The following is a 26,524-nucleotide window of genomic DNA, read 5'->3' on the forward strand; positions in this document are numbered from 1 at the left end:
TTACGGTGAGCGGAGCGGACCAGGGGAGGACGAAGTGAGTATGCAGCGCCCGGCCACGGCGGCGGAGCTTTTCGACGATATCGGCGCGGGCTACGAGGAAGCCTTCGGCAGGCCACCGGTGGTGGACAGGGCGGTTCGCGAACTACTCGACCGGCTGCCGCCCGCGGCGCGCGTGCTCGACATCGGCAGTGGCACAGGCCGCCCGGTGGCGCACGATCTCGCCTCCGCGGGCTGCCGGGTGACCGGTATCGACGTCTCCGGCGTCATGGTCGAGATCGCCCGCTCCCAAGTACCGTCGGCCGAGTTCGTCCACGCGGACGTCCGCGCGTGGGATTCGCCGGAGGCGAGCTGGGACGCCGTGTGCGCGTTCTTCCCGTTCCTGCAGATGTCGCGAGCCGACACCGGGTCCGTGCTCGCGAACATCGCGCGCTGGCTGGTACCCGGCGGTCATCTTTCGCTCGTGACGGTGCCTGCCGACGTCGAAGACCTGACGGTGGACTTCCTCGGGCGTTCGGTCCAGCTCACCAGTTTCACGCCCACGGATCTTGTGGCGCGCGTCGAATCGGCAGGTCTGACGGTGCTCGGCACGCACGTGGAGGTCTTCCAGCCGGACAAGCCGGGCGCCGAGGCCGAAGAACATCTGCTGATCACCGCGCGCCGCCCGCTTACGGGACAATACTGAGCGTTCCCGAGGCGTTGGAGGGGGAAATGCGGTCCGGTCAGGTGGTCGCTGGAAGATATCGGCTGGTGGAACAGGTCGGCTCCGGCGGAAACGGCGTGGTCTGGCGCGCCGTCGATGAGCAGCTCGACCGTCCGGTCGCGCTCAAACGTGCAATTCCCGGCGACGGAAGACGCTACTCCGAGCAAATCCGGGAATTGCGCCGCGAAGCGCGATTACTCGCCCAGTTGAACCATCGGAATGTCGTCACGCTCTACGACGTGCTCGACGACGACGGCGAATGCTGGCTGGTGATGGAATACGTCCCGGCGCGGACGATGGCCGAGCGTGGCGTGCTGACCCCGGTCGAGGCGGCCAACGCCGGTGCGCAGATCGCCGCCGCTCTGGTCGCACTGCACGCCAGGGACATGCTGCATCGGGACATCAAGCCCGCCAACATCCTCATGCTCGACGACGGCGAGGCCAAGCTCGGCGACTTCGGGATCTCCCAGATCGTCGCGGGCGAGGAGACGGTCACCGGATCCGCGTTGCTCGCGGGCACACCCGGCTACGTCGCGCCGGAGGTCGCGCGGGGAAGCGACCCGCTACCGGCCTCCGACGTGTTTTCGCTGGGCTCGACGCTGTTCGCCGCGGTCGAGGGCACCTCACCGGTGGGCGCCACGACCGACAACGCCTTCCTCCGGATCCGGCGTGCCGCCGACGGGAACATCGCCGTCGCACGCCAGGCCGGTCCGCTGGCGCCGGTGCTGGAGCGGCTGCTGGCGGTCGACCCGAGCCTGCGCCCGACCGCGGCCGAAGCGCGTGACCTGCTGGCCGCCGTCGCGAAGGTGACGCTCCCGGAAATGCCGGCGGCACCGCGGCGCGGTCGGCGCACACTGCTGCTGGCCGGTGCGGGCGCGACCGTGGTGGCCGGGCTGGTGGCGTGGTTCGCGCTGAGCGGGCCGCCCGCGGCGGAACCGGCACCGGCTCCCGGGCTGGTGCTCCCGGTGACCACGATCATGGGTGACCTCCACACCGCCGACGTCTGCTCGCTGATCGTCACCGGGACGTTCAAGCGGTTCGGGAAGTCGGATTTCGTGCCGGACGAGGACAATTTCGACCAGTGCGACGTGATCTTGAAGTTCGACCACGGCGAACTTGACACCCAGGTCAAGTTCATCGCCATCCCGGTGCCGGTCGAGATTCCCGGCACAGCCGAGAACAGGGGCACCTTCGCCATCACGCGGGGCACGTCCGCCGGTGAGTACTGCGTCAACCACATCCTCTTGCCCGAGGGCTACGAGATCAGGATCGACAGTTACCGGCACCGGCGGCCGGACTTCAACGATCTGTGCGCCGTCGCCAACGCGGCGACCGATTATGCGGCCGCGATACTGGCCAAGGGCAGGATCCCCCGACGGCCCGAGCCGCATCCACAGTCCGCGATCAAGCTGGACGCTTGCGCTTTGCGTGCGTCTTCGACGCTCGCGCGCACCGGTCTCGATCTGGCCCACCCGAGAGCTGGATTCGGGAACTGGGCGTGCGACTGGAGCGGAACCGGGTACGAGTTCGGCCTCGAGTTCCTCCGCCGCAGGCCGCCGGACCCGGGCACCGTGGCCCGGACCGTCGACATCGGAGGTGCCGAGGCCAAGGTCTTCAAAGAGGACGCGGGCTCCGCCACCTGCGTGGTCGAACTTCCCCTTTATCAGTACGAAGACGCGTTCCGTGACCTCAAAGACGATGCTGTGTTCTCCTCGGTGTCCGGCGGTTCGTCGGTGGAGGAGCGCTGCGGTCTGGCCATCGAGCTGATGACCTCGTGGAGGCGGAAGTGACCGAGCAGCTCGCCCAGCTGGACGGCAGCGTGCTGCCGTCCGGTCACCACAGTCTCGCCTGGGGCGTGCCCGGGGTGGCCGGCACGCTGCACGTGCTCGCGGTGACCGGCGGCATCACGGTCGGCCCGCGCGAGGGACGCACGATCCTGTTCGGCCGCAACCGGCCGGACGTGCACGTCTGCGTCGGCGAGAACGACCGGCGGATCAGCAGGCACCAGGGCTCGCTGACACATCGCGACGATCAGTGGTGGCTCAGCACCTCAGGCAGGCTGCCGCTGCGCCTGCCCGGTTCGCGGCTGCTGTTCAGCGAAGACGAGCCGTTGCCGCTCGGGCCCGGCTACACACCGCTGTTCGTGCGCGGCTCCAGCGGCCGTGAGCACCTGCTCGAGGTCCACGTCGGCACGCACGACGGTGACCGCCCGCGCACCGAGCACGACGCGCCGACCCGCCCGCCGCACACCTGGGCGTTGTCGCCGTCCGAACGGCTCGCGCTGATCGTGCTCGGGCAGCGTTACCTCCTGCACGAGGCGTATCCGAATCCGCTGTCGTGGCGGCAGGCGGCCGAGTATCTCAACGATCTCCGGCCCGCCGAAGAGTGGACGCACAAGAAGGTCGAGCACCTGGTGGTCGGGGTGCGCACCAGGCTCAGCCGCGGCGGTGTCGCCGGGCTGACCCGGGAAGAGGTCGGCGAGCCCGTCGGCAACACCCTCAACCACAACCTGGTCCGTGAGTTGATGGAGAGCACCACTTTGGTACCGCCGGACTTGGGGTCACTCAACCACGACTAACGCCGCCCGAACTCGCCGTAGAGGGTTTCGCCGTCCAGCATCGCCCGGTACGCCAGCTCGATCCGGCGCGCCTTCGACGGCCGCAGCCGCGTCTTGGCGGCGTCGAGGTCGAGGAACTCGCACCCGCTGATCTCGTCTTCCTGCAACCGGATCCGGCCGATCTCGTCGGCGTCGAGCACACCGCCGTCGAAGATGAGCTGCATGCTGTCGCGCCACAGGCCGTGCGTCGGCATCCAGTCGATCACCAGCAGGCGTCCGATGTGGACTTCGAGGCCCAGCTCCTCGTGCACCTCACGCCGGCACGCGGCGAGCGGCGACTCGTCGTCCTCGGTCAGCCCACCCGGGATTTCGAGGTAGGGCTTGTAGATCGGCGAAACGAACAGGACCCGGCCGGCCTCGTCGCGAATGAGCGCGCCCGCGGCCACGCTCTTGCGCGGCAGCCTGCTCGCGATCCCGGTGACGAACTCGCCTTCCGGCTCGCCGTCGTCACGGATGTCCTGGGCGAACAGTGCCGGGTCGCCGCAGTGCTTCATCGAGCCGCATCCTTCCGAGCGCAACGGAAAGAGCCTCTGCTCAGCGAAGTGCTGAGCAGAGGCTCTTTCGTCCGGTCGGGCTGACAGGATTCGAACCTGCGACCCCTTGACCCCCAGTCAAGTGCGCTACCAAACTGCGCCACAGCCCGGACCCGTCCTCCGGGTGTTCCCCGGAAGGCGATGTGAGTACTTTAGCGCCTGCCTCCAGTGCCCTCGCAACCAGGTCACCCTGTGTGTCTGACCTGCACTAACAGTCAAAATCGGGTGCGGCGGTGATCGACAGCTGTCAGGGTGGTCCGATGGGGAGACGACTGGTGGTGGCGCCGCGGGCGCTGCCGACTGTGGGACCGCTGGCGCGGGTTGCCGCGTGGCGGGGGCTCGAGGTCGTGACGCACTTGACCGGAGGTCAAGGGCGCTCGCACTACTACGGCGGGCCGAAGGTGGGGGAGCGGGTCGCGCGCGAGCTGGGGATCGGGTTGCTGGAGCCCGCTGACGACTGGCTGCCGAACGTGCCGCCGGAGTTCGCCGGGCGGGCTGTCGAGGCGATGAGTCTCGGCGAGGCGTGGGGGTTGCGGGAGCGGGCGTTCGTGAAGCCGCCGAGTGACAAGGGGTTCGACGCGCGGGTCTATCGCGACGGGCGGGAGCTGCGGGGAGCGACTGTGGGCTTGGCCGAGGACACGCCGGTCTTGGTCAGCGAGGTCGTCGAGTTCGCGAGCGAGTGCCGGTTGTTCGTGCTGGGCGGGGTCGTCCACGCGGCGTCGCGGTACGCGACCTGGGGGAGGCTGGATCCCGGGCCGCGTGACGCGGTGCCCGGGGAGGTGCTCGCGCTGGCCGGGAGGTACCTCGGTGCGCACGGTGGTGAGCTGCCCGGCGCGGTCGTGCTCGATGTCGGCGTCGTGGACGGGCGGGCCGCGATCGTCGAGGCGAACATGGCCTGGTTCTCCGAGTACTACATGGCCGACCTCGACAAGGTGCTAGATGTCGTGCTCGAGGCCGCAGGGCCGTTGGCGGAGGTCGCGCCGCGGGACCGCCGGTTCGTGAGGGGCTCCTCCTGGGAAGGCTTGGCGGAGGAGCCCCTCACGGGCTAGTTCGGGTTGTTCGCGTGGGTCAGGGTCTGCCAGGAGACGAAGAGGGCGTTGGTGCCCGCCGGCCGCCTGGACTCGGTGAGTTGCTGGGTGTTGGGCATGTCGTTGCCGAGCCGGGTGTGCATGGCGTTGTAGCCGACCTCGGTGACCGGGCCGAGGCCGAGGTTGAGCTTGCCGCCGCAGAGCCAGGACGGCACGGCCGCGCCGAGTTCGTACTTGGCGTGGAAGCCGAGGCCCTGGCGGAGCCGGTCGCCGATCTCGGGGTAGAGATCCTGGCCCTGGATACGGGTGGTCTCCGCGAAGTCGGCGATCGCGGCGAGGCCGTAGCCGGTGTGGGTGAAGTCGCGGCAGGTCTCCTGCGCCAGTCCGTCCACGAAGGTGCTTTGGTTCTGCCAGTATTTGACGACCTTGGCCTTGGTGTCGAGGCCGCTGCCCGGTGTCACGCGTGGCTGCGAGCCGTCGGAGGTCAGGTAGATGTAGGCGGGCACGCGGGCGCGGAACTTGGACACGGCCGTGTCGTAGCTGCCCTTGTCCTCCAGGAACACGGAGATGCCGATGGCGGCCTCCAGCATGCTGAGTTCCCAGTTTCCGTTGCTGTTACTGCCTTTGATCACCGTGGGCAGGTACACGTTGCGCAGCATCGTCCCGAACCGGCCCGAGTTCGGCCAGCTCGAATAGGTGTATTTGATGATCTCCGCGGCGCGGGGCCACGATGAGCCTGCCCAGCCGGTTTGCAGTGGGGCGTTGGAGTTGGTGTGGCTCTTGATGGTGGCCGACCAGGCGTCCATGATCGCGATGGACTTGGTGGCGTAGCGGGAATCGCCGGTGATGTACCAAGCCAGTGCCAGCGAATACGCGGCGATGGCGTCCTCGCGCTCGTCGGTGCAGCCGTAGTTGGGCTTCGAATACGGTCCGCATTCGACGGTCGCGCGAGGCTTCGGGGTGCGGGTCAGTGAGGCGTAGCCGCTGCCCAGCATCTGGTTGTAGGCGTTCTTCCACGGCTGGGCGCCGGAGTTGACCTTGCCTTTGACGAAATCGAGCTGGGTCTTGCTGACCAGCACCCCTGGATGGGCGAAGGTCGCCGGCGCGGCGGCTGCCGGGGTCGCGGTGACAGCGAGCGAAACGAGTAGTGCCGCCGCTGATATTCGGAGTCCACGTTGACGTACGAACATCATGCTCCTTTTGCAGGGAAGGAGTTGAGCTGTGCCTTGCAGTGTGAATGGTCTAAACCAAGAGAGTCAAGGTCTTAGTTTTTGGCCTGAATAAACACATATGTGAATGATCACCCGCGCAGGCGGCGTTGCGCCTGGTGGAGGTTGGCCGGTGAAATCGCGGTCGTGCCGTAACTTTCCAGGCGGGCGTTCAAATCTCCGGCGAAATCGGGTTTGTCGATCTGCCCGAAGTCGCGGACGGCCGAGATGGCGACGGTCGCGCTGCACGGTGCCACCTTGTCGATGCGCACGCAACCGGCCCGCTCATTGGTGACCGTGATGTTCCAGTGAGCGAAACGGCCGCCGTACAACGGGCCCGCGTCCGCGCTGCCGCCGTGCGCGCCGTCGTTCAAGATCGTGATTTCGGTGCGGACATTGGCGAACGGCAGCCCCCGGTGAGTGTCGAAGGTGCCCGCTTCCATGACGCCGCGCGACCAGACGTTGCCGGACGACAGCCCTTCCACGTTGATCCCGTGGTGCGCCGCGCCCGGTGTCGTCTCGGTGAACTTGGCGATACCGAAGTCTTCGACGAGGTTGTCATGCGATTGCTCGCGACATGCGTAAGAATGGTGTTGGCCGCGACCCGACACCCACGTCCGCGACAGCGTGATGCCCTTCGACGACACCAGCAGGAAGCCGTTGTCACTGTCCACGACGGACACGTTGTCCGCCCAGCAGTCCCACGCGCACTGGAAGACGAGCCCGTTGTAGCCCTTGTCCTTGAGATGCTGCGGCCGCGCGGTCTTGACCATTTGGATGGTCAGGTCCTCCACGCCGGATCCGCTCACCGGCGTCACCATGGTGGTCAGCCGTGGCCGCCATTCCGGCCGCGCGTCGAGCGGCAGCGGCTGGCTCAGCCGGATCTGCTTGCCGCGCACCGCTTCGATGCGTACCGGCCACTGGAACGGCCGGTACGACAGCAGCTTGGTCTTGTCCGACCACTTGTACGCCGCGGTGCCGGGCACGTCGCCCGCCATGTGCCGCAGCAGGCTGTAGTCGGCTGTGTCGTCGAGTTGCAGCAACACCCGGCGTCCCGCGCAGAGGCCGCGCGCGTCGTCGACGGTCAGGGTGAACGCGCCGCGCGTCGCAGGAGCGGTGAGCGTCGCGATCGGCTTGGTCGCGGTGCCCTCGTTGCCGGTCCAGCCTTCGAGTGGCCAGTCGTGGGCTTGGATGGCCGTCACGAGATCGCGATAGCGGTCGCGATGGCAGACCCAGACCAGGCCGCCCGACCAGCTCCACGCCGAATTGTCGCCGCCGCCGTAGCGGCTGCGGTTGATGCCGATGATCTCTTCGAGCGACTTGGTGGCGAACAACGTGGTCCGCTCGCGCCCGGCGCCGCGCAGCACGACGTTGTCGTAGCCGATGCGCACGATGTCGTCGATGCGGTAGGTCCCCGGTGGCAGGTGCACCGCGCCGCCGCCGCGCTTGCCGACCTGCTCGATCGCGCGGTTGATGGCGGGTGCGGCGTCGGCCGAGCCGTCGGGTTTCGCGCCGTACGCCAGCACGTTCGCGTGCACCGGGACGTGGGGAAGCCGTTGCCCGGTCCGGTATCCGGCATAGGCGACGTTGGGGATCTGCGGGTGATTGTGTGGGTTCTGGGTGAATTCGCGCCACAGCGCGGAGCTTTCGTCCTGGGCGGCCAGCGCTGTTCCGGTCATCGGGTAGGTCGCCGCGAGGGCCGCGACGCCCGCCCCGCCCATCAGGAATTTTCTCCGCTGCATCTCCACGCGCACACGGTAAAACCGCTTTACATCCGATGTAAATAGTCGGCAGCGGTCAAGAATGCGACAAAAGCGGAGATGTACCGCTGAGAGGTCCGATGTAAGGACTCGTGAGTGTTCCCGACGGTTCTAGCCGTCGGGAACACTCACGACCCATGCCTACCTGAGCCCGCCGTCGACGGCGTTCATGAGCGCGCCGGTGCCGTCACCGGACATCTCCCACGCCATCACGCCGAGCAGCCCCTTGCTCTTGAGCCAGGCCGTCTTGGCCGCGATCGACCAGGTGTCGTCGAACGTCCACCACTGCCCGTTGTTGCCGGTGTAGCAGGACGTCGCGACGGCCGCCGTGTCGTGGTAGACCGTGCAGCCGGGCACCGACGCGATGAGGTTCGAGTACCCGCGCGTGCCCGCTTCCTCGGCGAACTGCCCGGGTGCCGCGCCCGTCGCGGACTGCCATTCACCGTTCTTCCCGCCAGGGGCAACGCCTTGCCAGCCGCGGCCGTAGAAGGCGAGCCCGAGCGTCAGCTTCCGTGGATTGACGCCCTTGTCGGTGTAGGCCTTGATCGCTGCCTCGACACTGAACTTGTTGGTGTACGGGTCATCCGCGTCGGCGTACAGGTTGCCCTGGTGGCCAGTGCGGTTCGGCTCCCACGAGTTGTCACTGCCGGCGCCGTGGAAGTCGTAGCCCTGCACGTTCGCCACGTCCAGGTACTGGAAGATCTTGTCGACTTCCCAGCCACCGGAGACCTTGCCGGGGTCCGCGGGCGTGAACGCCTGCAGCTGGTACCGCTTGCCGGTGGTCGCGCCGTACGCGTCGAGCTGTGTGCGGAACTCGGCGAGCAGCGCGGTCAGGTTCTGCTTGTCGTTGGGACTCCAGTGATTGCCGGGGTGCCCGTCGGGACTGCCCGGCCATTCCCAGTCGATGTCGATGCCGTCGAAGATGCCCGCCGCCGTGCCGGGACCACCCGCGCCGCCGTACGGCGCGATGTTGCCCTTGATCCAGGTGTCGACACACGACGAGACGAACTTCTTGCGCGAGGCGTCGGTGGCCGCGACATCCGAGAAGTACTTCGAGTACGTCCAGCCGCCGAGCGAGACCAGCACCTTGAGGTTCGGGTTGGCCGCCTTGAGCTTCTTGAGCTGGTTGAAGTTGCCGCGCAGCGACTCCCAGCCGGTGTCGCCGACCCCGTCGACCGACTGCGAGGCCGACATCGGCCGCGAGTAGTCGGCTTCCGCGTCACCCGAGCCGTCACCCTGGTTCGGGTCCTGCGGGTTGGCGCTGGTGCCCTTGGTGACCCCGGACAGGCAGGTCAGGTTGACCGGGTCGATGTTCTGGAACGCGTACAGCAGATGCGTCAGCTTCGACGCCGCACCCGAGGTCTGCAGGTTCTTCACGAAGAACTGCCTGCCGTAGATGCCCCACTGCACGAAGTAGCCGACGCGCGCGTAGCCGCTGACGATGTCCGTTGTGGACGCGGTCAGCGCGTTGCTCGCCGCGGACGCGTTGTCGTAGCCGTCACGGGCTTTGACGGTGAAAGTGTACGAAGTGGATGGTGAGAGCCCGGTGACCTTGGCGGTCGTCGTGGTGACGGTGGCCGCCAGCGAGCCGCCTCGGTAGACGTCGTAGGCGACGACGCCGGTGTTGTCGGTCGAGGCGTTCCAGGCGAGCGTCACGCTGCCCGAGTCCGCGGCGGTCGACCGCAGATTGCCCGGTGCCGTCGGAGCCTGCGTGTCGTCGCCGGGGTTGTTGGTGGTGACCGTCAGCGGCGCGCTCGCCGGCGACGCGGTTCCCTTGGTGTCCTTGGCCTTCACCGTGAACGTGTACGCGGTGTTCGCGGTGAGACCGGTGAGCGTGGCCGTGGTGCCGGTCACCGAGGCGGCGACGGTGTCGCCCTTGTAGACGTCGTAGCCCGCGACGGGCAGCGAACCTGCCGTCGAGGCGTTCCAGGCCAAGGTGACCGTGGTCGTCGTCTTCACGGTGGCGCGTAGATTGCCCGGCGCCGACGGCGGCGTGTCGGGTGAGCCGTCGCAGTTGGCGTTGTCCACCCGGCACTGGGTCGGCTGGACGGCCGAGCTGAGCTGGAAGGTCGGGCTGTACGGATACGTCGACCGGCCCGGTTGCAGGGTGGCGATGTAGTACGCCGGGGTGAGGGTGACCGAGGTGCCGGACTGGCTGATCGTGCCGTGCTGCCCGGAGGTGGCGGTGACGCCGGACGGCAGCTGGAAGGTGATCGCCCAGTTGCTGACCGCGGCGGAGCCGGTGTTGGTGACCGTGTATTCGCCGGTGTTCCCGTTGAGCACCAGCGCTGCCTTGAGGCTGCCCGCTGCCGAAGCAGGCGGGCTGAACGAGGTCGTCGCCAGCAGTAGCGTGGCGAACGCGACGAGTAAGCGGCGGAGGGTACGTCTCATGGCTGTTCTCCTAGCGACTAAGGAGGTGCCTGCTGTGGTCTAGACCACAAAAGAAGGTAACCCGCCGATGGGCAAACGTCTAGACCACTTAGTAGGGCACTAGCCGAGCAAGACCGTCGAAGCCGCCACGCGAAGGCAGTCGAGCGCGACCGGCAACAGCGGATTGCCATTGTGCGGCCGATGCACAGCGAGCACCCGGCGGCTCGCGGTCACCCCGGTCGGCCGCAGCGCCCGGATGTCCTCGCCGGAGACGGCCAAACCGGGCAACATCGCGACGCCGAGCCCGCGCGCGACGAGGTCGCGCAACACCGTGTAATCGTTGCTACGGAAGATGATGCGTGGAGTGAACCCGGCATCCTGCGCCAGCCGCCCGAGCGAGCGCGCACCCGCGGTGTCCTCGCGCGTGCACATCCACGGCTCGTCCGCCAGTTCGGCGAGATCGACTTCAGGACCTTCCGCCGCGTGCGCCGACGGGACCGCGATGGTCAGCGGTTCGGCGAGCAATTCCGTGCGGCGCAACGATATGGGCCATTCGCGCGGTGCGAGGTCGTACTCGAAGACGAGTGCCAGATCGACCGAACCGTCCACCACCCCGCCGAGCACCTCGTCCGGCTCACCCTCGTCGAGCTCCACCTCGGCGCCGGGACACCGCGCGACGATCTCGGCCAGCGCGGGCGGCAGCACCCGAGCGCTCGCGGTCGCGAAGCTCGCCAGCCGCAGCGTGCCGTGCTCGCCGAGCGCGATCGCCCTGGCTTCACCTTCCAGCTTGGCCAGCGCGCCGAGCACGTCCTGGCTCCGCTCCGCGAGCAGCCTGCCAACCGCGGTCGGCCGGACGCTGCGCGCCGAGCGCTCGAACAGCGCCGCGCCGACCGCCCGTTCCAGCAGCATCATCTGCTGCGAGACGGCCGACGCGGTGTAGCCGAGCGTCCGCGCGGCCTCCGCGAACGATCCGGTGCGGACGCATTCACGCAATGTGCGCAGGTGGATCGGGTTGAGCACGCCGTGACACTACGGCAGCCTGCCCCGCAGTTCCATCGCCGCGCGCACCCGGCTCTGCGCGATCGACATGGCCGCCGCGTGCGGCAGCGTCCCCGAACGCTCGGCCGCGGTCAGCACCTGATCGGTGTTGCGCCGCACGCGTTCGGCGACCGAGGCCATGATGACGGCCGGGTCCGGCCGGAACGGCGAACGCCGGGCGTCCATCGCGAAGGCCGCCGCGATCACGCCGCCCGCGTTGGCGATGAAGTCCGGCACGACCGTGACCCCGCGCCCGGCGAGCACCTGCCGTGCCGCCGGGGTGGTCGGCAGGTTGGCGCCCTCGATGATCAGCTGCGCCTTGACATCCGGCGCGAGGCCGACGTCGAGCACGTCCTGGCGGGCCGCGGGGATGAGCACCTCGCAGTCGACGAGCAGCTCGGCGCCCGCCGCGATCCGGTGCTGCGGCGGCGCGGCCTGGACACACGCGTCGCCGTGTTCGGCGCGCAGGTCAAGCCACTTCGGCACGTCGAGGCCGCTGGGGGAGTAGATGGCGCCTTCCGAAGTCGACAAGGCGACGATCTGCGCGCCGAGTTCGTGCAGCCGCCGGGCCGCGGCCGCGCCGACCGCGCCGAAACCCTGGATCGCGACACGCGCGCCCGCCGACGAACGGCCGATCCGGAACAGCGCCGCGTCGGCCGATTCGGCGACGCCGTGCCCGGTCACGCCGAGCTTGTCGTAGGGAACGCCGCCGAGTTCCTCGGGCACGCCGACGGCCGCGCCTCGGTCGCCGAGTTCGTCTTGGATGATCGCCGCGTCTCGCTCGGTCAGGCCCATGTCGAGCCCGGCGACGTACTGCGAAGGGATTTGATCGGCGAGTTTGCGCGCGAACGCACGCAAGACGCGTTCCTTGTCCGCGCCGTTCGGATCGCCGGCGATGCCCGCCTTCGCGCCGCCGTGGAAGAGATCGACGGCCGCCCACTTCCACGTCATCACCCTGGCGAGCCGCGCGATTTCGTTGACAGAGACGTCCGGGCTCATCCGGACGCCGCCCTTGCCGGAGCCGCGTGCCGTGTTGTCGATGACGAGCACGCCCCGCATCCCGGTTTTCGTGTCCGAGACGCAGACGATCTTCTCGGGTCCCCACTCGTCCATGCTCTGCAGCAGATCCACGCAGTGTCCTTAAAAAGAGTCCTCAAACGACGTTGTGTTCAGGCTTGATCTTGTTTCCCGTGAAACGTTGCACGTCCAATGTGGACACGTCGACAAAAGGCTTTTCGCCGAGCACGAGGTCGCGGAGAACCTCGCCGACGGCCGGACCTTGACCGAACCCGTGCCCGGAAAAGCCTGTGGCGTAAAAGAAACCGGGGACATCGGCGGACTGGCCGATGATCGCGTTGTGGTCGGGGCTGATCTCGTAGAGCCCGGCCCAGCCGTGCGCGATCCCGACTTCGGCGAGTTTCGGCGCGCGGCGCAGCACCGCCGAGCCGAGCCGGTCGAGCCAGCCGTCGTGAGTCGACAGGCGGAAGCCGAACTCCTCGTCGGGATCGGACATGCCGATCAGCAGTCCCGCGCCTTCGGGGTGGAAGTAGAACGTCGTGCCGAAGTCGATGGTCATCGGCAGCTCCGGGGGCAGGTCCGGAATCGGCTCGGTCACCCGGATCTGGCGGCGCAGCGGCCGCACGGGCAGGTCGACGCCCGCCAGTTCGCCGACCTCGGCCGACCAGGCGCCCGCCGCGCAGATGACCGTCGAAGTGCGGACGGTCCCGTCGGTGGTGTGCACCGCCGAGACGCGCCCGCCGGTGGTCTCGATGCCGGTGGCGGCGCAGTGCCGCCGGATCGTCGCACCCAGCCGTCGCGCGCCCTGCGCGAAGCCTTGGACGACCGACTCCGGCGTGCAATGCCCGTCGCGCGGCGAATACGCGGCCGCGAGCAGACCTTCGGTGCTGATGACCGGCGACAGCGCTCGTGCTTCGGCGACGTCCAGCATGCGGCTCGGCACGCCGGCGGTGTTCTGCACGGCGACGCCCGCGGTGAACGCGGCGACATCATCCGGCTTGTCGAGCAGGAACAGATAGCCGTGCTGGCGCAGGTCGATCTCACCGCCCGGCCGCCGCGCGAAGCCTTCCAGCAACTCGATGCTGCGCGCGCCGAGCGCGATGTTGACCGGGTCCGAGAACTGGGCGCGCACCCCGCCCGCCGCCTTCGAAGTGCTGCCGGACGCGAGCTCGTCGCGTTCCAGCACCAGCACGTCGATCCCCGCTTCGGCCAGGTGGAAGGCGGCGCTGACGCCGACCACCCCACCGCCGATGATCACCACCTCGGCCGCGCCGCGCATTTCCATAACGCGACCGTATGACGCCGGAGCGTGCCCGCGCGAGCCGTTCAGTGCCAGTAGATCTGGGGCTCAGAGCCATCCATCGGCGCGCTCGTGATCATTTACGCTGGCCGCGGCGCCGTGAACTCGTTTCGCCCGGATCGCGAACAACAGGGTGAACGGTCCCACGGCGAGAGGCTGAACTTGAGCTCAGACGCAGCGGTGATCGAGGCGTCGCTAGGCGAACCAGGCCGGTTCGCGGCGATCTTCGACCGCCACGGTCCCCACATACATCGCTATCTCGCACGACGGCTCGGCAGAGAGGCAGCCGACGACCTCGTCGGCGACACCTTCCTGATCGCCTTCGACAAACGCGGGAAATACGACCTGGCGCGGCCGGACGCCCGGCCGTGGCTGTACGGCATCGCGACCAACCTGGTCAGTCAATACTGGCGCGACCAGGGCAAACAGGCACGGCTGCGACTGGTCACCGGACCGGAGCCGGTCCAGGACGGGCACGCCGACCGCGTCGCCGAGCAGGTGACCGCCGAGGCGATGGGCGACGTGCTCACCCAGGCGCTGAACACGCTGTCCGAAGGCGACCGCGACGTGCTCGTGCTCATCGCCACCGAAGGACTGGCCTACGACGAGGTCGCGGCCGCGCTCGACATTCCGGTCGGGACGGTCCGGTCACGGATGTTCCGCGCCCGCAAGAAGGTCCGCGCCTCGCTCGGCTTGACGACTTCCGAGGAGATTTCCCAGCATGGATGAGCTGCAGTTGCTGAAAGAAGCGGGAGACAAGACCCCGCTCGTCACGCTGGCGGAACTGGCGCCGGCGCGTGCGCGGCTCGACGCCGTGATGGGTGCCGCGCCCGCCGTCGCGCCGAGGTCGCAGCGCAAGCGCCTGCTCTGGGGCGGTGCCGGGGTGGTCGGGCTCGCCGCGGCCATCACCGCGGTGATCGCGGTCGCGCCCGTCGACGAAGTGGCGCCGCAGGCAGTCGCCGATCCCGTGCGGGTACTGACCGAGGCGGCCGCCTCGGCGCTGCTCGCGCCCGACGTGGAGCCCCGGCCGGACCAGTTGATCTACACCAAGACGCAGAATCCCGGCAGTGTGCGGGAGACGTGGCTTTCCGTCGACGGTGAGCACGACGGGCTGGTGAAGCAGTCCCAAGGCGACTTCCCGCTGCCTGGCTGCATCAACGGGAAGGCCCAGGTGGTCAAGGGCGACGAGCCGCTGCCGGGGCAGTTCGAGAAGTGCAAGCCGTCACCGTCCTACTTGCGGGACCTGCCGACTGACCCCGACGAGATGCTCGCTTACCTGCTTAAGAACCACAGCGGTGCCGATGGTGACGTCAACGCGCTGGGCAAGGATGTCGCGTCGCTCGCCAACGAGAGGTACCTCCGCCCGGCCGCCCGCGCCGCGCTGTTCCGCGCCGCGGCCAAGGTGCCGGGTTTGTCGGTGGTGGAGAACGCGAAGGACGGGATCGGCAGGCTGGGTATCGGTATCACCTGGCCGACGCCGGCGGGATCCACGAAGGACGCCAAGCCGACGATTCTGGTCTTCGATCCCAAAACCGGGGTGTACCTGGGCAGCCGAGGCACCGCGGTGGTGACGCGCGCGATCGTCGACAAGATCGGAGACCACCCCTGACCGGGTGACGACGGCGTCGCGAAGCCCTGACTAGAATTCGTGCCAATTGGCAAGATTTCGCCGGGAAGGGGTTACCGGATGGGGGCTCGGGGACCGTACGCGCCGGGGGTCGCGCGGCGGGAGGAACTCATCCAGGCGGCGCTCCAGGTCTTCGCCACCAAGGGCTACGAAGCCGTTTCGCTGCGGGAACTCGCCGCGCAGGTCGGGATTTCGCATACCGGGCTCCGTCATCACTTCGCCTCGAAAGAGGAGTTGCTGATGGCGGTGCTCCGGTACCGCGACGAGCAGGCGCTCGAACCCGAAAAGACCGACGGCGTCACCGGAATGGACTGGTTGCGCGCCAGCGAGCAGGTCGTGGCGCACAACGTCCGCCAGCCACATCTGGTCCAGCTTTTCGCGACCTTGTCGACCGCGGCGGTCGAACCTTCGCATCCCGCGCACGCGTATTTCGTCAAGCGGTACGCCCAGGCAAGGGAAATGGCGGCGGAACACGTGCGCGCCGCCCAAGCCGCCGGCCAGATCGGCGCCGACGTCAACCCGGAACTGGTCTCGCAGCTGTTCTTGGCGACCATGGACGGCCTGCAGATCCAGTGGCTGCTGGACCCGGAGGCCGTCGACATGACCGCGGCTTACGGACAGTTCCTGTCGCGGTTCATCGAGGCGCTTTCCGCCACCGTCTCACCGTCCGCGGAAAGTCGCTTTACCCGGTCCGTCGGTGAGGAATGATTTGACCGCGCCGCGCAGATCCTCGGTGTCGAACAATGCCGAGGCGATCGTGGTGACGTGGGCGTTCGCCTCCGCGACGCCGCCGTTTTCGTAGTGCGCGAGCACCTTCTTCGTCGCGGCGTGCGCCTTGGTGGGCCCGGCGGCCAAGTCCTCGATGAACGCGCGGCACGCGGCGTCGAAGTCTTCGACAGGCAGCACCCGGTTGACGACGTTCCAGCGTTCGAGCGTCGCGGCGTCGTAGGTCCCGCCGGTCATCACGAACTCTTTAGCGCGCCCGACACCCGCACGCGCGGCGAGCCGCTGGGTGCCGCCCATGGTCGGCGTCAGGCCGACAACCCGTTCCACCAGACCGAATTTGGCGCGCTCCGAGGCCAGGATGATGTCGCAGGCGACGGCCACTTCGAACGCCCACGTCAGGCACAGGCCGTGCGCGGCGAAGACCGTCGGGAACTCCAGTGCGGCGATCCGGTCCGGAATGGACAGCATCTGGTCCAGCAGGACCTTCGCCTCGGCGGGGCTGCCCTGCGCGTCGAAGAGCGACACGTCCACGCCACCACTGACGATCTTGCCCTCGGCGCGGACGAGCAGCGCGCGCGGGCTGTCGGCTTCGAGTTCGCCGATCGCCTCGGCGAAGCGATCCTGGAGCTCGGCGGTGTAGAGGTTCAGCGGGGGAGCGTCGATGGTCAGCACGGCGAGGCCGGAGCTTTCCCGTTGCACTTGGATCAAGGTCAGTCCTGTTCTTCCGCGTCCACCAGCGCGTCCCAGTGTTGCTGGGCCTCCGGCCGCCAGTCGACGTGGGTCTTGTGGAACAGCTCGGCGGCCTTCAGCCCGCTCCAGTTCGACGGCAGCAGATCCGACGGCAGCTGCGGGTCCAGGAACGGGAACCGGCGCCATTCGTGCACGAGCCGGGTCTGCGCGCGTAGCACCGCCTCGCCGCCCGCCGGGTTGAGGCCGGTGAACTTGTCGATGAAGTCCTCGTACCGGTCCTTGAGCTCGGTCAGGTCCCACGAGCGCGCGACCATGGTCTCCTGCTCGCCGACCTCGCCGTAGTGCGAGGTGAACGACATCGCCTGGGTGTCCAGGCCGAGCTCGTGCACGATCTGCTGCGCCTCGCGCTGGCGCGTGATGTCCGGGCTCACCCAGACCCCGGACACCGGCGAGCCGAAGCCGGCCCAGGTCAGCCGGGTGCGCAGGCGATGACGCAGGTCGCGCTTCGACTCGGGCACCGACACGATCAGCATCAGCCAGCTGCCGTCCCAGCCGCGGGTCTCGTTGCCGAAACCGTAGATCCGCTCGGCGCCCTCGGTCAGCAGGCGGCGCCCCGGCGGCGTCAGGGACCAGCGGACCCGGCGGCCGACGCGCTCCGAGACGACCCAGCCCTCGGCCGACGAGCGCGCGAGCGCCTGGCGCGCGGACTTCTCCTCGACCTCGAGCAGGCCGAGCACGTCCACCAGTATCGAAGTCCAGACCGGCTTGTCTCTCGGCAGCACGAATTCGCCCAGCACCGTCATCAGCAGGGAGCGCGCGCTGGCGTGGCTCACCTCCCGGCGGCGGGAAACGGTCGGCCGCGGTGCGGCGCCCTTCTGCTCGGTCGTGCGCGACCGAGCTCCGACCATGGCGTCGGTGGCGGCCTCCGCCATCGCTCTCACCGCCTCACTGCTCACGGAACGTCAACCTCGTCAGCCTACCCAGGCCATCGATCGGGCGGGGCAAGTCGGTCCGGAGTTTCGCCAAGTAACCGAAATGGCACGCCCGCGGGGCTGGCGGGAGTTTCGTCCCGGTGAACGGAAGCGGGACATTTTGCCCTGCCGTGGTCAGAGGGCAAGAAAGCAGTTGTCACGCAGCGTTTTCTGGGGTCCGCCAACTAGGTGAAGAAGGCCTTTGCGGGTGCCACTACACTCATCGGGCTTTCTAGGGTGAAGATCTTCGGATCGGGGCAGCGGTAAGGTGGTCGCCTCGCACGTGGATTTTCGCCGATGGCTGAGGCGGGGAAGAGCGGCTGTGACGACTTTTGCAGGGGCGGCGCGGCGATGGACTTGGGCCGGGTATCTTGCCGCCGGTTTAGCGGTCATCGCCGCTTACTACGTGACCGTCATTTCTTCCGCCCCGCAACTATTGCGGGTCGTCCTCTACTGCGCGGTCAGCGTCTCGGCGTTCGTCGCCGTGTTCTGCGGGTGCGTCCGTAACCGGCCGGCCGCCAAGCTGCCCTGGGTGCTGCTCGGGCTCGGCCAGATCGTCTACGCGACCGCCGACACGAGTTTCTACGTCGCGCACTACCTGCTCGACGACCTCGCTTTCCCAGCGCTGGCCGATGTCTTCTACCTGGGCCATTATCCGCTGGTGGTGGCCGGTCTGGTCGTCCTGATCCGCTCGCGCACCCCGGGCTGGGACCTGCCTGCCGTGCTCGACGCCGCGATGCTCGCTGTCGTCGGCGGCATGCTGTCGTGGCTTTACCTCATCGCGCCGCAGGCGACCAGCGCGGCGCCGATGCTGGTGAAGGTGGCCTCGGTCGGGTATCCGATGATGGACCTCGCCATGTTCGCGGTGGCGCTGCGTCTTGTACTCGGTCAAGGTCGTCGACCCGTCGCCTTTTCACTGCTGTCCCTGAGTTTGCTGTCCTTCGTCGTCGCCGACACCGTCTATGTGGTCCAGCAGGTCAACGGCACCTATTCGGCAGGCAATTTCCTCGACGCCATTTGGCTTTCCGGGAACCTGCTGCTAGGTGCGTCCGCATTGCACCCGACCATGGGCAAGGTCGCCGAACCGGTGCCGTTCGGCGCGCCGGTGCCTGGACCGTGGCGCATCACCGCCTTGTGCACCGCCGTTCTCATCGCGCCCGCCACGGTGCTCATCGAGAATGCCCGCGGTGCGCATTCCGGTATTCCCGTGGTCGCTTGTGCTTGCGCGGTGTTGTTTCTGCTCACGATCGCGCGATTGGCCGGGCTCGTTTCCCAGCAACGCAAACTGGCGATCACCGACGCCTTGACCGGGTTGCGCACACGCCGTCACTTCGAAGCGCAAATGGTCCCCGAACTCGCCAGGGCGCGCCGCGCGGGCGGGTCCGTCGCCGTGCTGATCGCCGACGTCGACCATTTCAAGTCGGTCAACGACCGGTACGGCCATCCTGTCGGCGACGAAGTGCTGATCGAAATCGGGAAGCGGCTGCGGGAGGCCATCCGGCCCGGTGACCATCTCGCTCGCTACGGCGGCGAAGAATTCGCGATCCTGATCCGCGACGCCGGCCCCGACGACCCGGCGGTCATCGCCGAGCGGCTGCGTCAGCAGGTCGCCGACCGTCCGATCGTCGTCTCCGGCGACGTGTGGATCGGCGCGACCATCTCGGTCGGCACGGCGAGCTACCCGCTGCACGGCAACACGCCCGGTGAACTGTTCGGCGCCGCGGACCGCGCGCTCTACTCGGCCAAGGCACAGGGCCGCGACCGGGTCGTGCTCGCCGACCTGAGCGGGCACCCACCGGTCGACCAGCACGCCGAGCGGTCGCTGACGCTCGATCTGGAGAAGGTCGCCGACGAGGTCGACGGCTGGCTGTCCAACCACGAGCACAGCAAGGTCGTCGGCTACTGGTCCGGGCTGGTCGCGACCGGGATGGGCCTCGCGCCCGAGGTCGCGGGCCGGGTGGAGCTGGCCGGGCGGCTGCACGACATCGGCAAGGTGCTCGTGCCGCAGGAGGTCTGGACGAAGGAAAAGCCGCTGACCGACGAGGAGTGGCTGCTCGTGCGGCAGCACCCGGAGTTCGGCTGCAGGCTGGCGAAGACCGTCGCCGGGCTCGATGACGTCGCCGAGATCATCCGGCAGCACCATGAGCGGTTCGACGGGACGGGGTATCCGGGCGGGCTGGCCGGGGCGCACATCCGGATCGAGGCGCGGATCTTGGCGGTGTGCGACTCGTGGGCGGCGATGCTGGCGGATCGGCCGTATCAGAAGGCGTTGACCGAGGACGGGGCCGTGCGTGAGCTGCTGAGCGGCCGGGGCACGCAGTTCGATCCTGATGTGGTCGCGACGTTCCTGACTCTGCACCGGCACCGCAGGCTGGGGCCGCTGCCCCTGCTCGACCCGGCTGGCAAGACGCCGGCCGGGCGAGCCTGAGGGGGTTTACTTGGCTTCGTCGGCGATCGTGTTCCAGAACTGCAGTTCGTAGTCCTGGAAGAGGCGCGCGTACGTCCACGCCTCGTCGGTCGCCTCGTTGCGGTCGATCCCGGCCTGGACGATGGTCGCGGCCTGCTCGTCCGCGCCGGGGATCGGCGCGCCGAAGAAGTCGAAGAACCCGCAGGCCTCGTCGTCGAAGCCGTAGTGCTCACGCATCGCCTTCGCGATGGTCGCGCAGTAAGTGCCGAAGGCGGCGAAGTTCGCGTTGAGCGCGACGACGACGTCGGCCGGCTTGCCGTTGAGCGCCATCCACGCCATGAACGACGGGTACGCCTGGCAACCCGCCAGCGGGCGGTACTCGCTGAGCGCCTTGTCGTCGAGTCCCGTCACGGCGGCCAGTGCCTTCAGCTTCTCGAGCGCGAGGCCTTCGCCAGCGCCGAGCCCGGCGAAGAACTCGCGAGCACCCGGCTCGCTCGCCCGCGCCGCCAGGTGCAGGAAGCTGCGCTGGTCGCTGGGCACGATGCGGCTTTCCTCGGCCGCGATCAGCCGGAACACCGAGCGCGGGGCCTCGCCGCTCGCGATCAGGTCGACCAGGCGGTTTTCGCTCTCCTTCGGTGCCAACTCTTGGTGGACTGCGTCAAGCAACTCACGAGCCGAAGCGGCCATGGATCTACCGTTCCCCTTTTGCCGGTCGGTGACCGTTCGCTGACGGTCGGTACCGGACGAGCCTAGCGAAGCCGCTCGCGGACCTCCATGAGCGCGAAGCCGAGCAGGTTCAGGCCGAGCCAACGGTCCGGATCGGCGGCGCGTTCGTCGTCCTCGGCGAGGCCTATGCCCCAGATTCGGTCAAGGGGCGATGCCTCGACGAGCACTCGGTCACCGGTGTTCAGAAGGAACGTCTTGATTTCGGCGTTCTGTCCGAATTTGGCGAGGTTCCCGGTGACCACGATGTCTTGGCGGTGCTCGGTCCAGACTCGCTCGTCGAATCCGGTGATCTGCCGACCCAGGGTTTTGGCCTCGTTGGGGTGGCTCGCGTTCCTGATCTTGTCCGCGGTCACCGGGTCGTCGAAGAGCAAGGCCTTGGCGGTCATCATGTAGTGCTCGGCCGTCGCGTAGGTGTGGCCGTCGACGGTGAAGTCGGCAGGCCACCATTGGCTCAGGCACGACTTGCTGACGGCTTGGCCTTGGTGACCCCAGAAGTAGAGGAACTTGGGGCGATTTTGAGTTGTGGCTAGGTCTTCGACTGATCCGAGCTCGGGCATGGGGCTTTAGTACCAGGCTTTGGCGGCCTGTCGCACCAGGGTTTCGTGGTTCACGACCGCGGGTCCTCGGTGATCGGCCCGCTTGCCATGACGGGAACCAGCGGCTCGCGGCTCTTCGTGTAGCTGCGCCGGGTGATCGCTGAAGTCCAGATGGCCTCGCCGTCGGCTCCGATCTCGACCTTCCATTGGCCGGAGTGCTTGGCCCGGTGGTGCCGGCGGCATTCGCAGTTGCCGTTGTCGCTGTTGGTGGGGCCGTTGCGGTTCCACGGCTTCAGGTGGTCGTAGTCGGTTTTGTTGGCGAGTCGGTCGCAGGCCGGGAAGGTGCAGGTGTTGTCGCGGAGTTGGACGAATTCCTTGAGTGCCGCGCTGGGGCGGTACTTTTTCTCGGCCATTTTCTTGGGGTAGCCGCCGTCGTCGGTGAGGACGCCGGTCCAGGTGGCCTGCAGGCCGTGGGCGATTTCGCGGAGTTGGTCGGCGGTGATGGCGCCGTAGCCGCGGAGTGTGCCAGGGAGGTTGTCGAGGCCGAGGATGGTCGAGGCGTTGCCTGTGACGTAGACGTGGGCGATCGTTTTGCTGGAGTACTTGCCCAGCAACAGATCTCGCAGGATGTCGGCGCGGAGCTCGTTCATCGAGCGTGGGTCGTCTTCGCGTTTGAGCTCGCGGGCGATGGTGTCGATACGGTCCTGGACCGCCAGGATGTTTTCGTCTGAGTCGTGCCAGAACTGCGTCGCCATCCCGTCGGGCTCGGTCCGCATCGAAACCCGGCGGCCTTGCTTGGCGATCGCACGGCGCTTGGCTTCGCCTTCGGGGTCGACGTGCAGGATCGCCTTGCGTAGCAACGCCCAGAGCCGCCCGGGGGACAAGGTGCAGGCGTGGGGATGGATTGTCGCGTCCACCGCGCGAGCGTTCTCCGCGGACAGGCCTGAGCAGGCCCGGTCGATGATGCCGGCGCGCAGCCAGTCGAGTTCTCCGGAGGTCAGCGCGGTGAAGGTCTCGGGATGTTTTGCCGCCAATGTGTGCGCGAAGGCGATGTCCTTGCCCGCTCGTGATGACGTGGACTTGCGCTCGACCGCGATGAGGTCGGCGGCCGCCTTGGTGTCGCCCACGGCGTCGACCACTGCGTTGACCGCGCGAAGGTAGGCGGCGTCGAGGGTTGCGCGGGCGTTGTCGACCGCGTTCAGGAGGTCCATTCGTTCCGAGGTGGACATTTCAGTGAAGTCCACGGTTGCCAAGACTGAGGGTGGCCGGTCCGCGTAGGCGGTCCCAGCTCTTCGTTTATCGCTCACATGTTCGAATGTAGCGGCCTATATATCTGGCCACAATGACACCTTCGAGTGACTCGCAACATCTCTGCAACGAAAACGGCGAGGCGAGGTCAGATCAGCCATGAAAGCCGCCGGGTCGTCCCGGTGACCGGACATTGTGCCCGCAAGTCGCCCCCGCGCCGAACAAACAGCTGGCAATGTTGGCGGAAACAGGGGAGATGGGGGCACAGTGGACGACGCGCAGAAGTTCGATCGCAAGCGTTTCCTGCGACTCGGCGGTATCGGGGCAGCGGCCGCGGTGGTGACACCGGTGGCGACCGCCCAGACCGCGCAAGCCGCACCGGCCGCACCGGACACGACGTTGGTCTTCAACGTCAAAGACTTCGGCGCCCGCGGCGACGGAACCACAGACGACACGGCGGGCATCACCGCCGCGGTCAAGGCCGCGGTCGCGGGCGGCACGGTGTACTTCCCGCCGGGTGACTTCCGTGTCAGAGGCGAAGTGCTCATTCAAACGGCCAATATCGTCGTACGCGGCGCCGGCTGGGCATCCCGGCTCACGCAGATCGACACGGGCAAGGCCACTTTGCGTTTCGCGAGCGTAAACGGTGTGGCAGTAAGGGATTTGAGCTTCACCGGCCACGGATCCGAGCACGTCGCCGGAGACGGGAACGTGGCCTACAACGGCGTCGCCGCCGTCCGGTTCGACGGCTGCACGAACGTAGCGGTGACCGGCTGCCGGATCGACCGCCACGCGGGCGGCGGCATTCGCTGGACCGGATCGCTGCGCGGCGCCCTGTTCGCGGAGAACACGATCACCGGGATCGGCGGCGATCCCGGCCCGATCCGGCGCTCCGACAACAACAACGACTTCGCGATCGGCCAGTGGATGTGCACCGCGGGCGACGACATCGTCATCCGCGGCAACACCATTTCCGGCCACTGCTTCGGCATCGGCTGCGGGCGCGGCACGGGCCTGGTGATCAGCGGCAACGTCATCCACGACATCCCGGGCCAGCACGGCATGTACCTCTCAGCGCCGGGCAGCGCGCAGCTCGCCGGCAACGTCATCAGGAATGTCGCGCTCAACTGCGTCAACGTGCAGATCGCGAAGTCGGCCGAAGTCGACGTGGCCTCGCTCGTGGTCGACGGCAACGTGCTGCACGACGCCACCTCGGGCATCGTGCTGAACACCGCGCAAGGGATCACGAAAGCCGGGTTCCAGCAGCCGGTCGTCACGGGCAACTCCGTGCGCGCCATGAGTCAGTACGGCATCGCCGTCGACCGCACCTCGAATGGCTCGATCATCGGCAACACGGTGTCCGCCACCGGCGCGTACGGTCTGCTCCTGAACGGGTTCAGCGGCACGGTGCGCGACAACACGGTCATGAACACCGGCTGGAGCGGCCTCTACGTCGACCTGATCGGCGACTGTTACTCCTCCGCGAACGTGTTCACGGACTGCGCGATGAACAGCGCGGCGGCGGACAAGGCGGCGTTCTACGTGACCGCGGTCAAGACGACGACGGTCACCGGCCAGCCGGTCTTCCACAGCGATTCCGACGTGCTGCACGCCGCCGCCCCGGAACCGACCACCTTGCAGAAGTGCCTGCGCAGCAGTGTCGGCACCGGTGTGTTCATCCGCGGGCTGATCAACCGGACCACCAAGCCGTGGGAGTTCAAGGGTGAGCTCATCCACCTGGACTTCGCGTTCTCGCGGACCGCCGACTTCGCCGACACCGCGCAGCTCAACCCCGCCACGCCGGTCTACGGCCGCGGCAGGCGAGAGCTCTATGGGCTCCAAGATCCGGCGACCGCGGGGATGACCGCGTTCTTCCGGCCGGGCGACACCTGCTGGAACGCCAAGCCCGTGGCCGCGGGAACACCTGGCTGGGTTTGTGTCGCCGCGGGCACGCCCGGCACGTGGAAGGCGATGGCCGCTCTCGACGGCTAGCCTCCTGAGAAGGCCTACTAAGCTCGTAAGTCTCATGAGCGCCACACTCGTAGCGAAGGACCTCGCGGCCGGCCACGGCGATCGCGTCCTCTTCTCCGGTTTGCAACTCGTCGTCTCGCCCGGCGATGTCGTCGGCCTGGTCGGCGTCAACGGCGCGGGCAAGTCGACCCTGCTCCGCACACTCGGCGGCCTGATCCCCGCCGAGCAGGGGAGCGTGCAGCTGAGCCCGCCCACGGCGACCGTCGGGCACCTCCCGCAGGAGCCCGAGCGGCGCGAGGGCGAGACTGTGCACGCTTTCTTGAGCCGACGTACAGGCGTCGCCTCGGCGCAGGCGGAGCTTGACGCCGCGACGGCAGCGCTGGCCGCCGAGGCCGTGGGCGCCGACGACGCCTACGCGACCGCGTTCGACCGCTGGCTCGCGCTCGGCGGAGCGGACCTCGACGACCGGATCGGTGAGGTCGTCAACGAGCTCGGGCTCGACGTCAGCCTTGAGCAGCCCATGACGTCGCTGTCCGGCGGGCAGGCGGCGCGCGCGGGCATGGCTTCGCTGCTTCTTAGCCGTTACGACCTCTTCCTGCTCGACGAGCCCACGAACGACCTCGACCTCGACGGACTCGATCGTCTTGAGCGGTTCGTGAAGAACCTGCGCGCCGGAACCGTGCTGGTGAGCCACGACCGTGAGTTCCTCGCGCGGACGGTGACCAGGGTCGTCGAACTGGATCTGGCCCAGCAGCAGGTCAATTCCTACGGCGGTGGCTACGAGTCGTACCTCGAGGAGCGCGCGGTCGCGCGCAGGCACGCGCGCGAGGAGTACGAGGAGTTCGCCGACACCAAGGCCGCGCTCGAAGCCCGCGCGAGCATGCAGCGTGGCTGGATGGAGAAGGGCGTCAAGAACGCCAGGCGCAAGGCCACCGACAACGACAAGATCGGCCGTAAGTTCCGGTCGGAGGCCACCGAGAAGCAGGCGTCGAAGGCCCGTCAGACCGACCGCATGATCGAGCGGCTCGAGGTGGTCGAGGAGCCGCGCAAGGAGTGGGAACTCCGGATGGAGATCGCGGCGGCGCCGCGGGCAGGCGCGGTCGTCGCGACGCTGCGCGGAGCGGTCGTCGACCGGGGCGAGTTCACGCTGGGGCCGGTGGACCTGCAGATCGACTGGGCGGACAAGGTCGCCATCACCGGCGCGAACGGCGCGGGCAAGTCGACGCTGCTGGCCGCGCTGCTCGGCCGCATCGAGCTGACCGAGGGCGAGGCCTCGCTCGGCTCCGGGGTCGTCGTCGGCGAGGTCGACCAGGCGCGCAAGCTCTTCCTCGGCGATCAGCCGCTGGTCGACGCGTTCGCCGCCGAAGTGCCTGAGCTCGCGGACGCCGAGGTGCGCACGCTGCTGGCCAAGTTCGGGCTCAAGGCCCAGCACGTGCTGCGGCGCGCGGCGACGCTCTCACCGGGGGAGCGGACCCGGGCCGCCTTGGCGTTGCTGCAGATCCGTGGTGTCAACCTGCTCGTGCTGGACGAGCCGACCAACCACCTGGACCTGCCCGCCATCGAGCAGCTCGAGTCCGCGCTCACGAATTACCCCGGCACCCTGCTGCTGGTCACGCACGACCGCCGCATGCTGGAGGCCGTGGAGACCAATCGGCGTTTCGAAGTCGCCGACGGCAAGGTCACCGAACGCTAGGACGCCGAATCCGCGTCCAGGTGGTACTGCTCCAGCACCGCCGTGGCCAGGTGGTGACGCAGTAGCGCCGCCTCGGCCATGGTGAGCCGGATGTCCGGGCCGTTTTCGACCCGCAGGGTCAGGTGCGCACCGCCGACGTCCTGGGTGACGCCGACGGCGATGGGTACCGAGCGCCCCGTGTCGGGCTCTCTTCCGTTCACGATCAGGGTGATGCTCCACGGTCTTGGCTGTGCGCTGACGGTCATCTCCAGCTCCCGGGTCGGTTACCTCCACCGTGAACGGGAGAACGTGACCCAGACCTCATGACGGGACTATTCGGTAACCAATGGGTCACGGTGACGAGCGTGACAACGGAGTA

Annotated in this window: 23 protein-coding genes and 1 tRNA gene; 10 read left to right on the forward strand and 14 right to left on the reverse strand. The window is 68.1% G+C overall.

The window, feature by feature from the left end:
• Positions 1-40 precede the first annotated feature (40 nt).
• From AB5J62_RS16905 to AB5J62_RS16915, 3 genes are read left to right on the forward strand one after another with little or no spacing between them, the layout of a single operon-like run.
• Positions 41-682, forward strand: a complete 642-nt coding sequence (locus AB5J62_RS16905) for a class I SAM-dependent methyltransferase (RefSeq protein WP_370950281.1) — start codon at positions 41-43, stop codon at positions 680-682.
• A gap of 26 nt (positions 683-708) precedes the next feature.
• A complete protein-coding gene (locus AB5J62_RS16910) occupies positions 709-2,490 on the forward strand; it encodes a serine/threonine-protein kinase (RefSeq protein WP_370949172.1) in 1,782 nt (593 codons plus the stop codon).
• Positions 2,487-3,278 (forward strand): FHA domain-containing protein, encoded by a 792-nt coding sequence (locus AB5J62_RS16915; RefSeq protein ID WP_370949173.1) that lies wholly within the window; start codon positions 2,487-2,489, stop codon positions 3,276-3,278. Before AB5J62_RS16910 ends, AB5J62_RS16915 begins: the two co-directional genes overlap by 4 nt.
• On the opposite strand, the gene AB5J62_RS16920 is transcribed toward AB5J62_RS16915, so the two are convergent.
• Together AB5J62_RS16920 and AB5J62_RS16925 are read right to left on the reverse strand one after the other, a co-directional pair.
• Complete coding sequence (locus tag AB5J62_RS16920) at positions 3,275-3,811, reverse strand: NUDIX domain-containing protein (protein ID WP_370949174.1); 537 nt, start codon at positions 3,809-3,811, stop codon at positions 3,275-3,277. The genes AB5J62_RS16915 and AB5J62_RS16920 overlap by 4 nt on opposite strands.
• A gap of 75 nt (positions 3,812-3,886) precedes the next feature.
• Positions 3,887-3,960, reverse strand: a tRNA-Pro gene (locus tag AB5J62_RS16925).
• 150 nt (positions 3,961-4,110) lie between these two features.
• Here AB5J62_RS16925 and AB5J62_RS16930 point away from each other — a divergent pair.
• On the forward strand, positions 4,111-4,899 hold the full coding sequence (locus AB5J62_RS16930; RefSeq protein ID WP_370949175.1) for an ATP-grasp domain-containing protein: 789 nt from the start codon (positions 4,111-4,113) through the stop codon (positions 4,897-4,899).
• Here AB5J62_RS16930 and AB5J62_RS16935 read toward each other — a convergent pair.
• From AB5J62_RS16935 to AB5J62_RS16960, 6 genes are all read right to left on the reverse strand, one after another.
• Positions 4,896-6,071, reverse strand: coding sequence for an alginate lyase family protein (locus tag AB5J62_RS16935; protein WP_370949176.1), 1,176 nt, complete (start codon positions 6,069-6,071; stop codon positions 4,896-4,898). The genes AB5J62_RS16930 and AB5J62_RS16935 overlap by 4 nt on opposite strands.
• A 107-nt stretch (positions 6,072-6,178) precedes the next feature.
• Positions 6,179-7,828, reverse strand: coding sequence for a glycosyl hydrolase family 28-related protein (locus AB5J62_RS16940; RefSeq protein ID WP_370950282.1), 1,650 nt, complete (start codon positions 7,826-7,828; stop codon positions 6,179-6,181).
• Between the two features lie 159 nt (positions 7,829-7,987).
• Positions 7,988-10,237, reverse strand: coding sequence for a glycosyl hydrolase family 18 protein (locus tag AB5J62_RS16945; protein ID WP_370949177.1), 2,250 nt, complete (start codon positions 10,235-10,237; stop codon positions 7,988-7,990).
• Positions 10,238-10,336: 99 nt separating this feature from the next.
• Positions 10,337-11,236 (reverse strand): LysR family transcriptional regulator, encoded by a 900-nt coding sequence (locus AB5J62_RS16950; RefSeq protein WP_370949178.1) that lies wholly within the window; start codon positions 11,234-11,236, stop codon positions 10,337-10,339.
• Between the two features lie 9 nt (positions 11,237-11,245).
• Entirely contained in the window at positions 11,246-12,385 is a 1,140-nt protein-coding gene (locus AB5J62_RS16955) for a Glu/Leu/Phe/Val dehydrogenase (protein WP_370949179.1), read from the reverse strand.
• 22 nt (positions 12,386-12,407) lie between these two features.
• The gene (locus AB5J62_RS16960; RefSeq protein WP_370949180.1) at positions 12,408-13,556 is read right to left on the reverse strand and encodes an NAD(P)/FAD-dependent oxidoreductase; all 1,149 of its coding nucleotides are present in this window, start codon (positions 13,554-13,556) and stop codon (positions 12,408-12,410) included.
• Between the two features lie 177 nt (positions 13,557-13,733).
• Here AB5J62_RS16960 and AB5J62_RS16965 point away from each other — a divergent pair, with 177 nt between their 5' ends.
• The 3 genes from AB5J62_RS16965 to AB5J62_RS16975 all read left to right on the forward strand — a co-directional run bounded on the left by AB5J62_RS16965 (position 13,734) and on the right by AB5J62_RS16975 (position 15,906).
• Positions 13,734-14,300, forward strand: coding sequence for an RNA polymerase sigma factor (locus AB5J62_RS16965; protein ID WP_370949181.1), 567 nt, complete (start codon positions 13,734-13,736; stop codon positions 14,298-14,300).
• Entirely contained in the window at positions 14,293-15,180 is an 888-nt protein-coding gene (locus tag AB5J62_RS16970; protein WP_370949182.1) for a CU044_5270 family protein, read from the forward strand. The genes AB5J62_RS16965 and AB5J62_RS16970 overlap by 8 nt, the downstream gene beginning before the upstream one ends.
• Before the next feature lie 78 nt (positions 15,181-15,258).
• Positions 15,259-15,906: a TetR/AcrR family transcriptional regulator gene (locus tag AB5J62_RS16975; protein WP_370949183.1), complete on the forward strand. Its 648-nt coding sequence runs from the start codon at positions 15,259-15,261 to the stop codon at positions 15,904-15,906.
• On the opposite strand, the gene AB5J62_RS16980 is transcribed toward AB5J62_RS16975, so the two are convergent.
• Together AB5J62_RS16980 and AB5J62_RS16985 are read right to left on the reverse strand one after the other, a co-directional pair.
• A complete protein-coding gene (locus AB5J62_RS16980) occupies positions 15,859-16,623 on the reverse strand; it encodes an enoyl-CoA hydratase/isomerase family protein (protein WP_370949184.1) in 765 nt (254 codons plus the stop codon). The genes AB5J62_RS16975 and AB5J62_RS16980 overlap by 48 nt on opposite strands.
• Before the next feature lie 11 nt (positions 16,624-16,634).
• On the reverse strand, positions 16,635-17,546 hold the full coding sequence (locus AB5J62_RS16985) for a PaaX family transcriptional regulator C-terminal domain-containing protein (RefSeq protein WP_370949185.1): 912 nt from the start codon (positions 17,544-17,546) through the stop codon (positions 16,635-16,637).
• A 445-nt stretch (positions 17,547-17,991) separates the two neighbouring features.
• Here AB5J62_RS16985 and AB5J62_RS16990 point away from each other — a divergent pair, with 445 nt between their 5' ends.
• Complete coding sequence (locus tag AB5J62_RS16990) at positions 17,992-20,013, forward strand: diguanylate cyclase (protein ID WP_370949186.1); 2,022 nt, start codon at positions 17,992-17,994, stop codon at positions 20,011-20,013.
• A 6-nt stretch (positions 20,014-20,019) separates the two neighbouring features.
• Here AB5J62_RS16990 and AB5J62_RS16995 read toward each other — a convergent pair whose 3' ends face one another.
• The 3 genes from AB5J62_RS16995 to AB5J62_RS17005 all read right to left on the reverse strand — a co-directional run bounded on the left by AB5J62_RS16995 (position 20,020) and on the right by AB5J62_RS17005 (position 22,498).
• Positions 20,020-20,658 carry a transcriptional regulator gene (locus AB5J62_RS16995; protein ID WP_370949187.1) on the reverse strand — a complete coding sequence of 213 codons (639 nt, stop codon included), beginning with the start codon at positions 20,656-20,658 and terminating at the stop codon, positions 20,020-20,022.
• A gap of 83 nt (positions 20,659-20,741) precedes the next feature.
• Positions 20,742-21,275, reverse strand: coding sequence for an NADAR family protein (locus AB5J62_RS17000; protein ID WP_370949188.1), 534 nt, complete (start codon positions 21,273-21,275; stop codon positions 20,742-20,744).
• Positions 21,276-21,325: 50 nt separating this feature from the next.
• Positions 21,326-22,498: a DUF222 domain-containing protein gene (locus tag AB5J62_RS17005; protein WP_370949189.1), complete on the reverse strand. Its 1,173-nt coding sequence runs from the start codon at positions 22,496-22,498 to the stop codon at positions 21,326-21,328.
• Between the two features lie 271 nt (positions 22,499-22,769).
• On the opposite strand from AB5J62_RS17005, the gene AB5J62_RS17010 reads away from it, so the two are divergent.
• Positions 22,770-24,494: a right-handed parallel beta-helix repeat-containing protein gene (locus AB5J62_RS17010; RefSeq protein ID WP_370949190.1), complete on the forward strand. Its 1,725-nt coding sequence runs from the start codon at positions 22,770-22,772 to the stop codon at positions 24,492-24,494.
• Between the two features lie 34 nt (positions 24,495-24,528).
• A complete protein-coding gene (locus AB5J62_RS17015; protein ID WP_370949191.1) occupies positions 24,529-26,166 on the forward strand; it encodes an ABC-F family ATP-binding cassette domain-containing protein in 1,638 nt (545 codons plus the stop codon).
• On the opposite strand, the gene AB5J62_RS17020 is transcribed toward AB5J62_RS17015, so the two are convergent.
• Positions 26,163-26,411, reverse strand: coding sequence for a hypothetical protein (locus AB5J62_RS17020; RefSeq protein ID WP_370949192.1), 249 nt, complete (start codon positions 26,409-26,411; stop codon positions 26,163-26,165). The genes AB5J62_RS17015 and AB5J62_RS17020 overlap by 4 nt on opposite strands.
• Between the last annotated feature and the right edge of the window lie 113 nt (positions 26,412-26,524).

Origin of the sequence: Amycolatopsis sp. cg5, assembly GCF_041346955.1 — a bacterium.
Classification (GTDB): Bacteria; Actinomycetota; Actinomycetes; order Mycobacteriales; family Pseudonocardiaceae; genus Amycolatopsis.

What these genes read in the sequence shown, in the direction of transcription:
- AB5J62_RS16945 (WP_370949177.1), bottom strand. Translation starts at nt 10,237, where the DNA reads ATGAGACGTACCCTCCGCCGCTTACTCGTCGCGTTCGCCACGCTACTG.
- AB5J62_RS16975 (WP_370949183.1), top strand. Translation starts at nt 15,259, where the DNA reads ATGGGGGCTCGGGGACCGTACGCGCCGGGGGTCGCGCGGCGGGAGGAA.
- AB5J62_RS16935 (WP_370949176.1), bottom strand. Translation starts at nt 6,071, where the DNA reads ATGATGTTCGTACGTCAACGTGGACTCCGAATATCAGCGGCGGCACTA.
- AB5J62_RS16970 (WP_370949182.1), top strand. Translation starts at nt 14,293, where the DNA reads ATGGATGAGCTGCAGTTGCTGAAAGAAGCGGGAGACAAGACCCCGCTC.
- AB5J62_RS16910 (WP_370949172.1), top strand. Translation starts at nt 709, where the DNA reads ATGCGGTCCGGTCAGGTGGTCGCTGGAAGATATCGGCTGGTGGAACAG.
- AB5J62_RS17000 (WP_370949188.1), bottom strand. Translation starts at nt 21,275, where the DNA reads ATGCCCGAGCTCGGATCAGTCGAAGACCTAGCCACAACTCAAAATCGC.
- AB5J62_RS16930 (WP_370949175.1), top strand. Translation starts at nt 4,111, where the DNA reads ATGGGGAGACGACTGGTGGTGGCGCCGCGGGCGCTGCCGACTGTGGGA.
- AB5J62_RS17020 (WP_370949192.1), bottom strand. Translation starts at nt 26,411, where the DNA reads ATGACCGTCAGCGCACAGCCAAGACCGTGGAGCATCACCCTGATCGTG.
- AB5J62_RS16940 (WP_370950282.1), bottom strand. Translation starts at nt 7,828, where the DNA reads ATGCAGCGGAGAAAATTCCTGATGGGCGGGGCGGGCGTCGCGGCCCTC.
- AB5J62_RS17015 (WP_370949191.1), top strand. Translation starts at nt 24,529, where the DNA reads ATGAGCGCCACACTCGTAGCGAAGGACCTCGCGGCCGGCCACGGCGAT.
- AB5J62_RS16960 (WP_370949180.1), bottom strand. Translation starts at nt 13,556, where the DNA reads ATGGAAATGCGCGGCGCGGCCGAGGTGGTGATCATCGGCGGTGGGGTG.
- AB5J62_RS16920 (WP_370949174.1), bottom strand. Translation starts at nt 3,811, where the DNA reads ATGAAGCACTGCGGCGACCCGGCACTGTTCGCCCAGGACATCCGTGAC.
- AB5J62_RS16985 (WP_370949185.1), bottom strand. Translation starts at nt 17,546, where the DNA reads ATGGCGGAGGCCGCCACCGACGCCATGGTCGGAGCTCGGTCGCGCACG.
- AB5J62_RS16905 (WP_370950281.1), top strand. Translation starts at nt 41, where the DNA reads ATGCAGCGCCCGGCCACGGCGGCGGAGCTTTTCGACGATATCGGCGCG.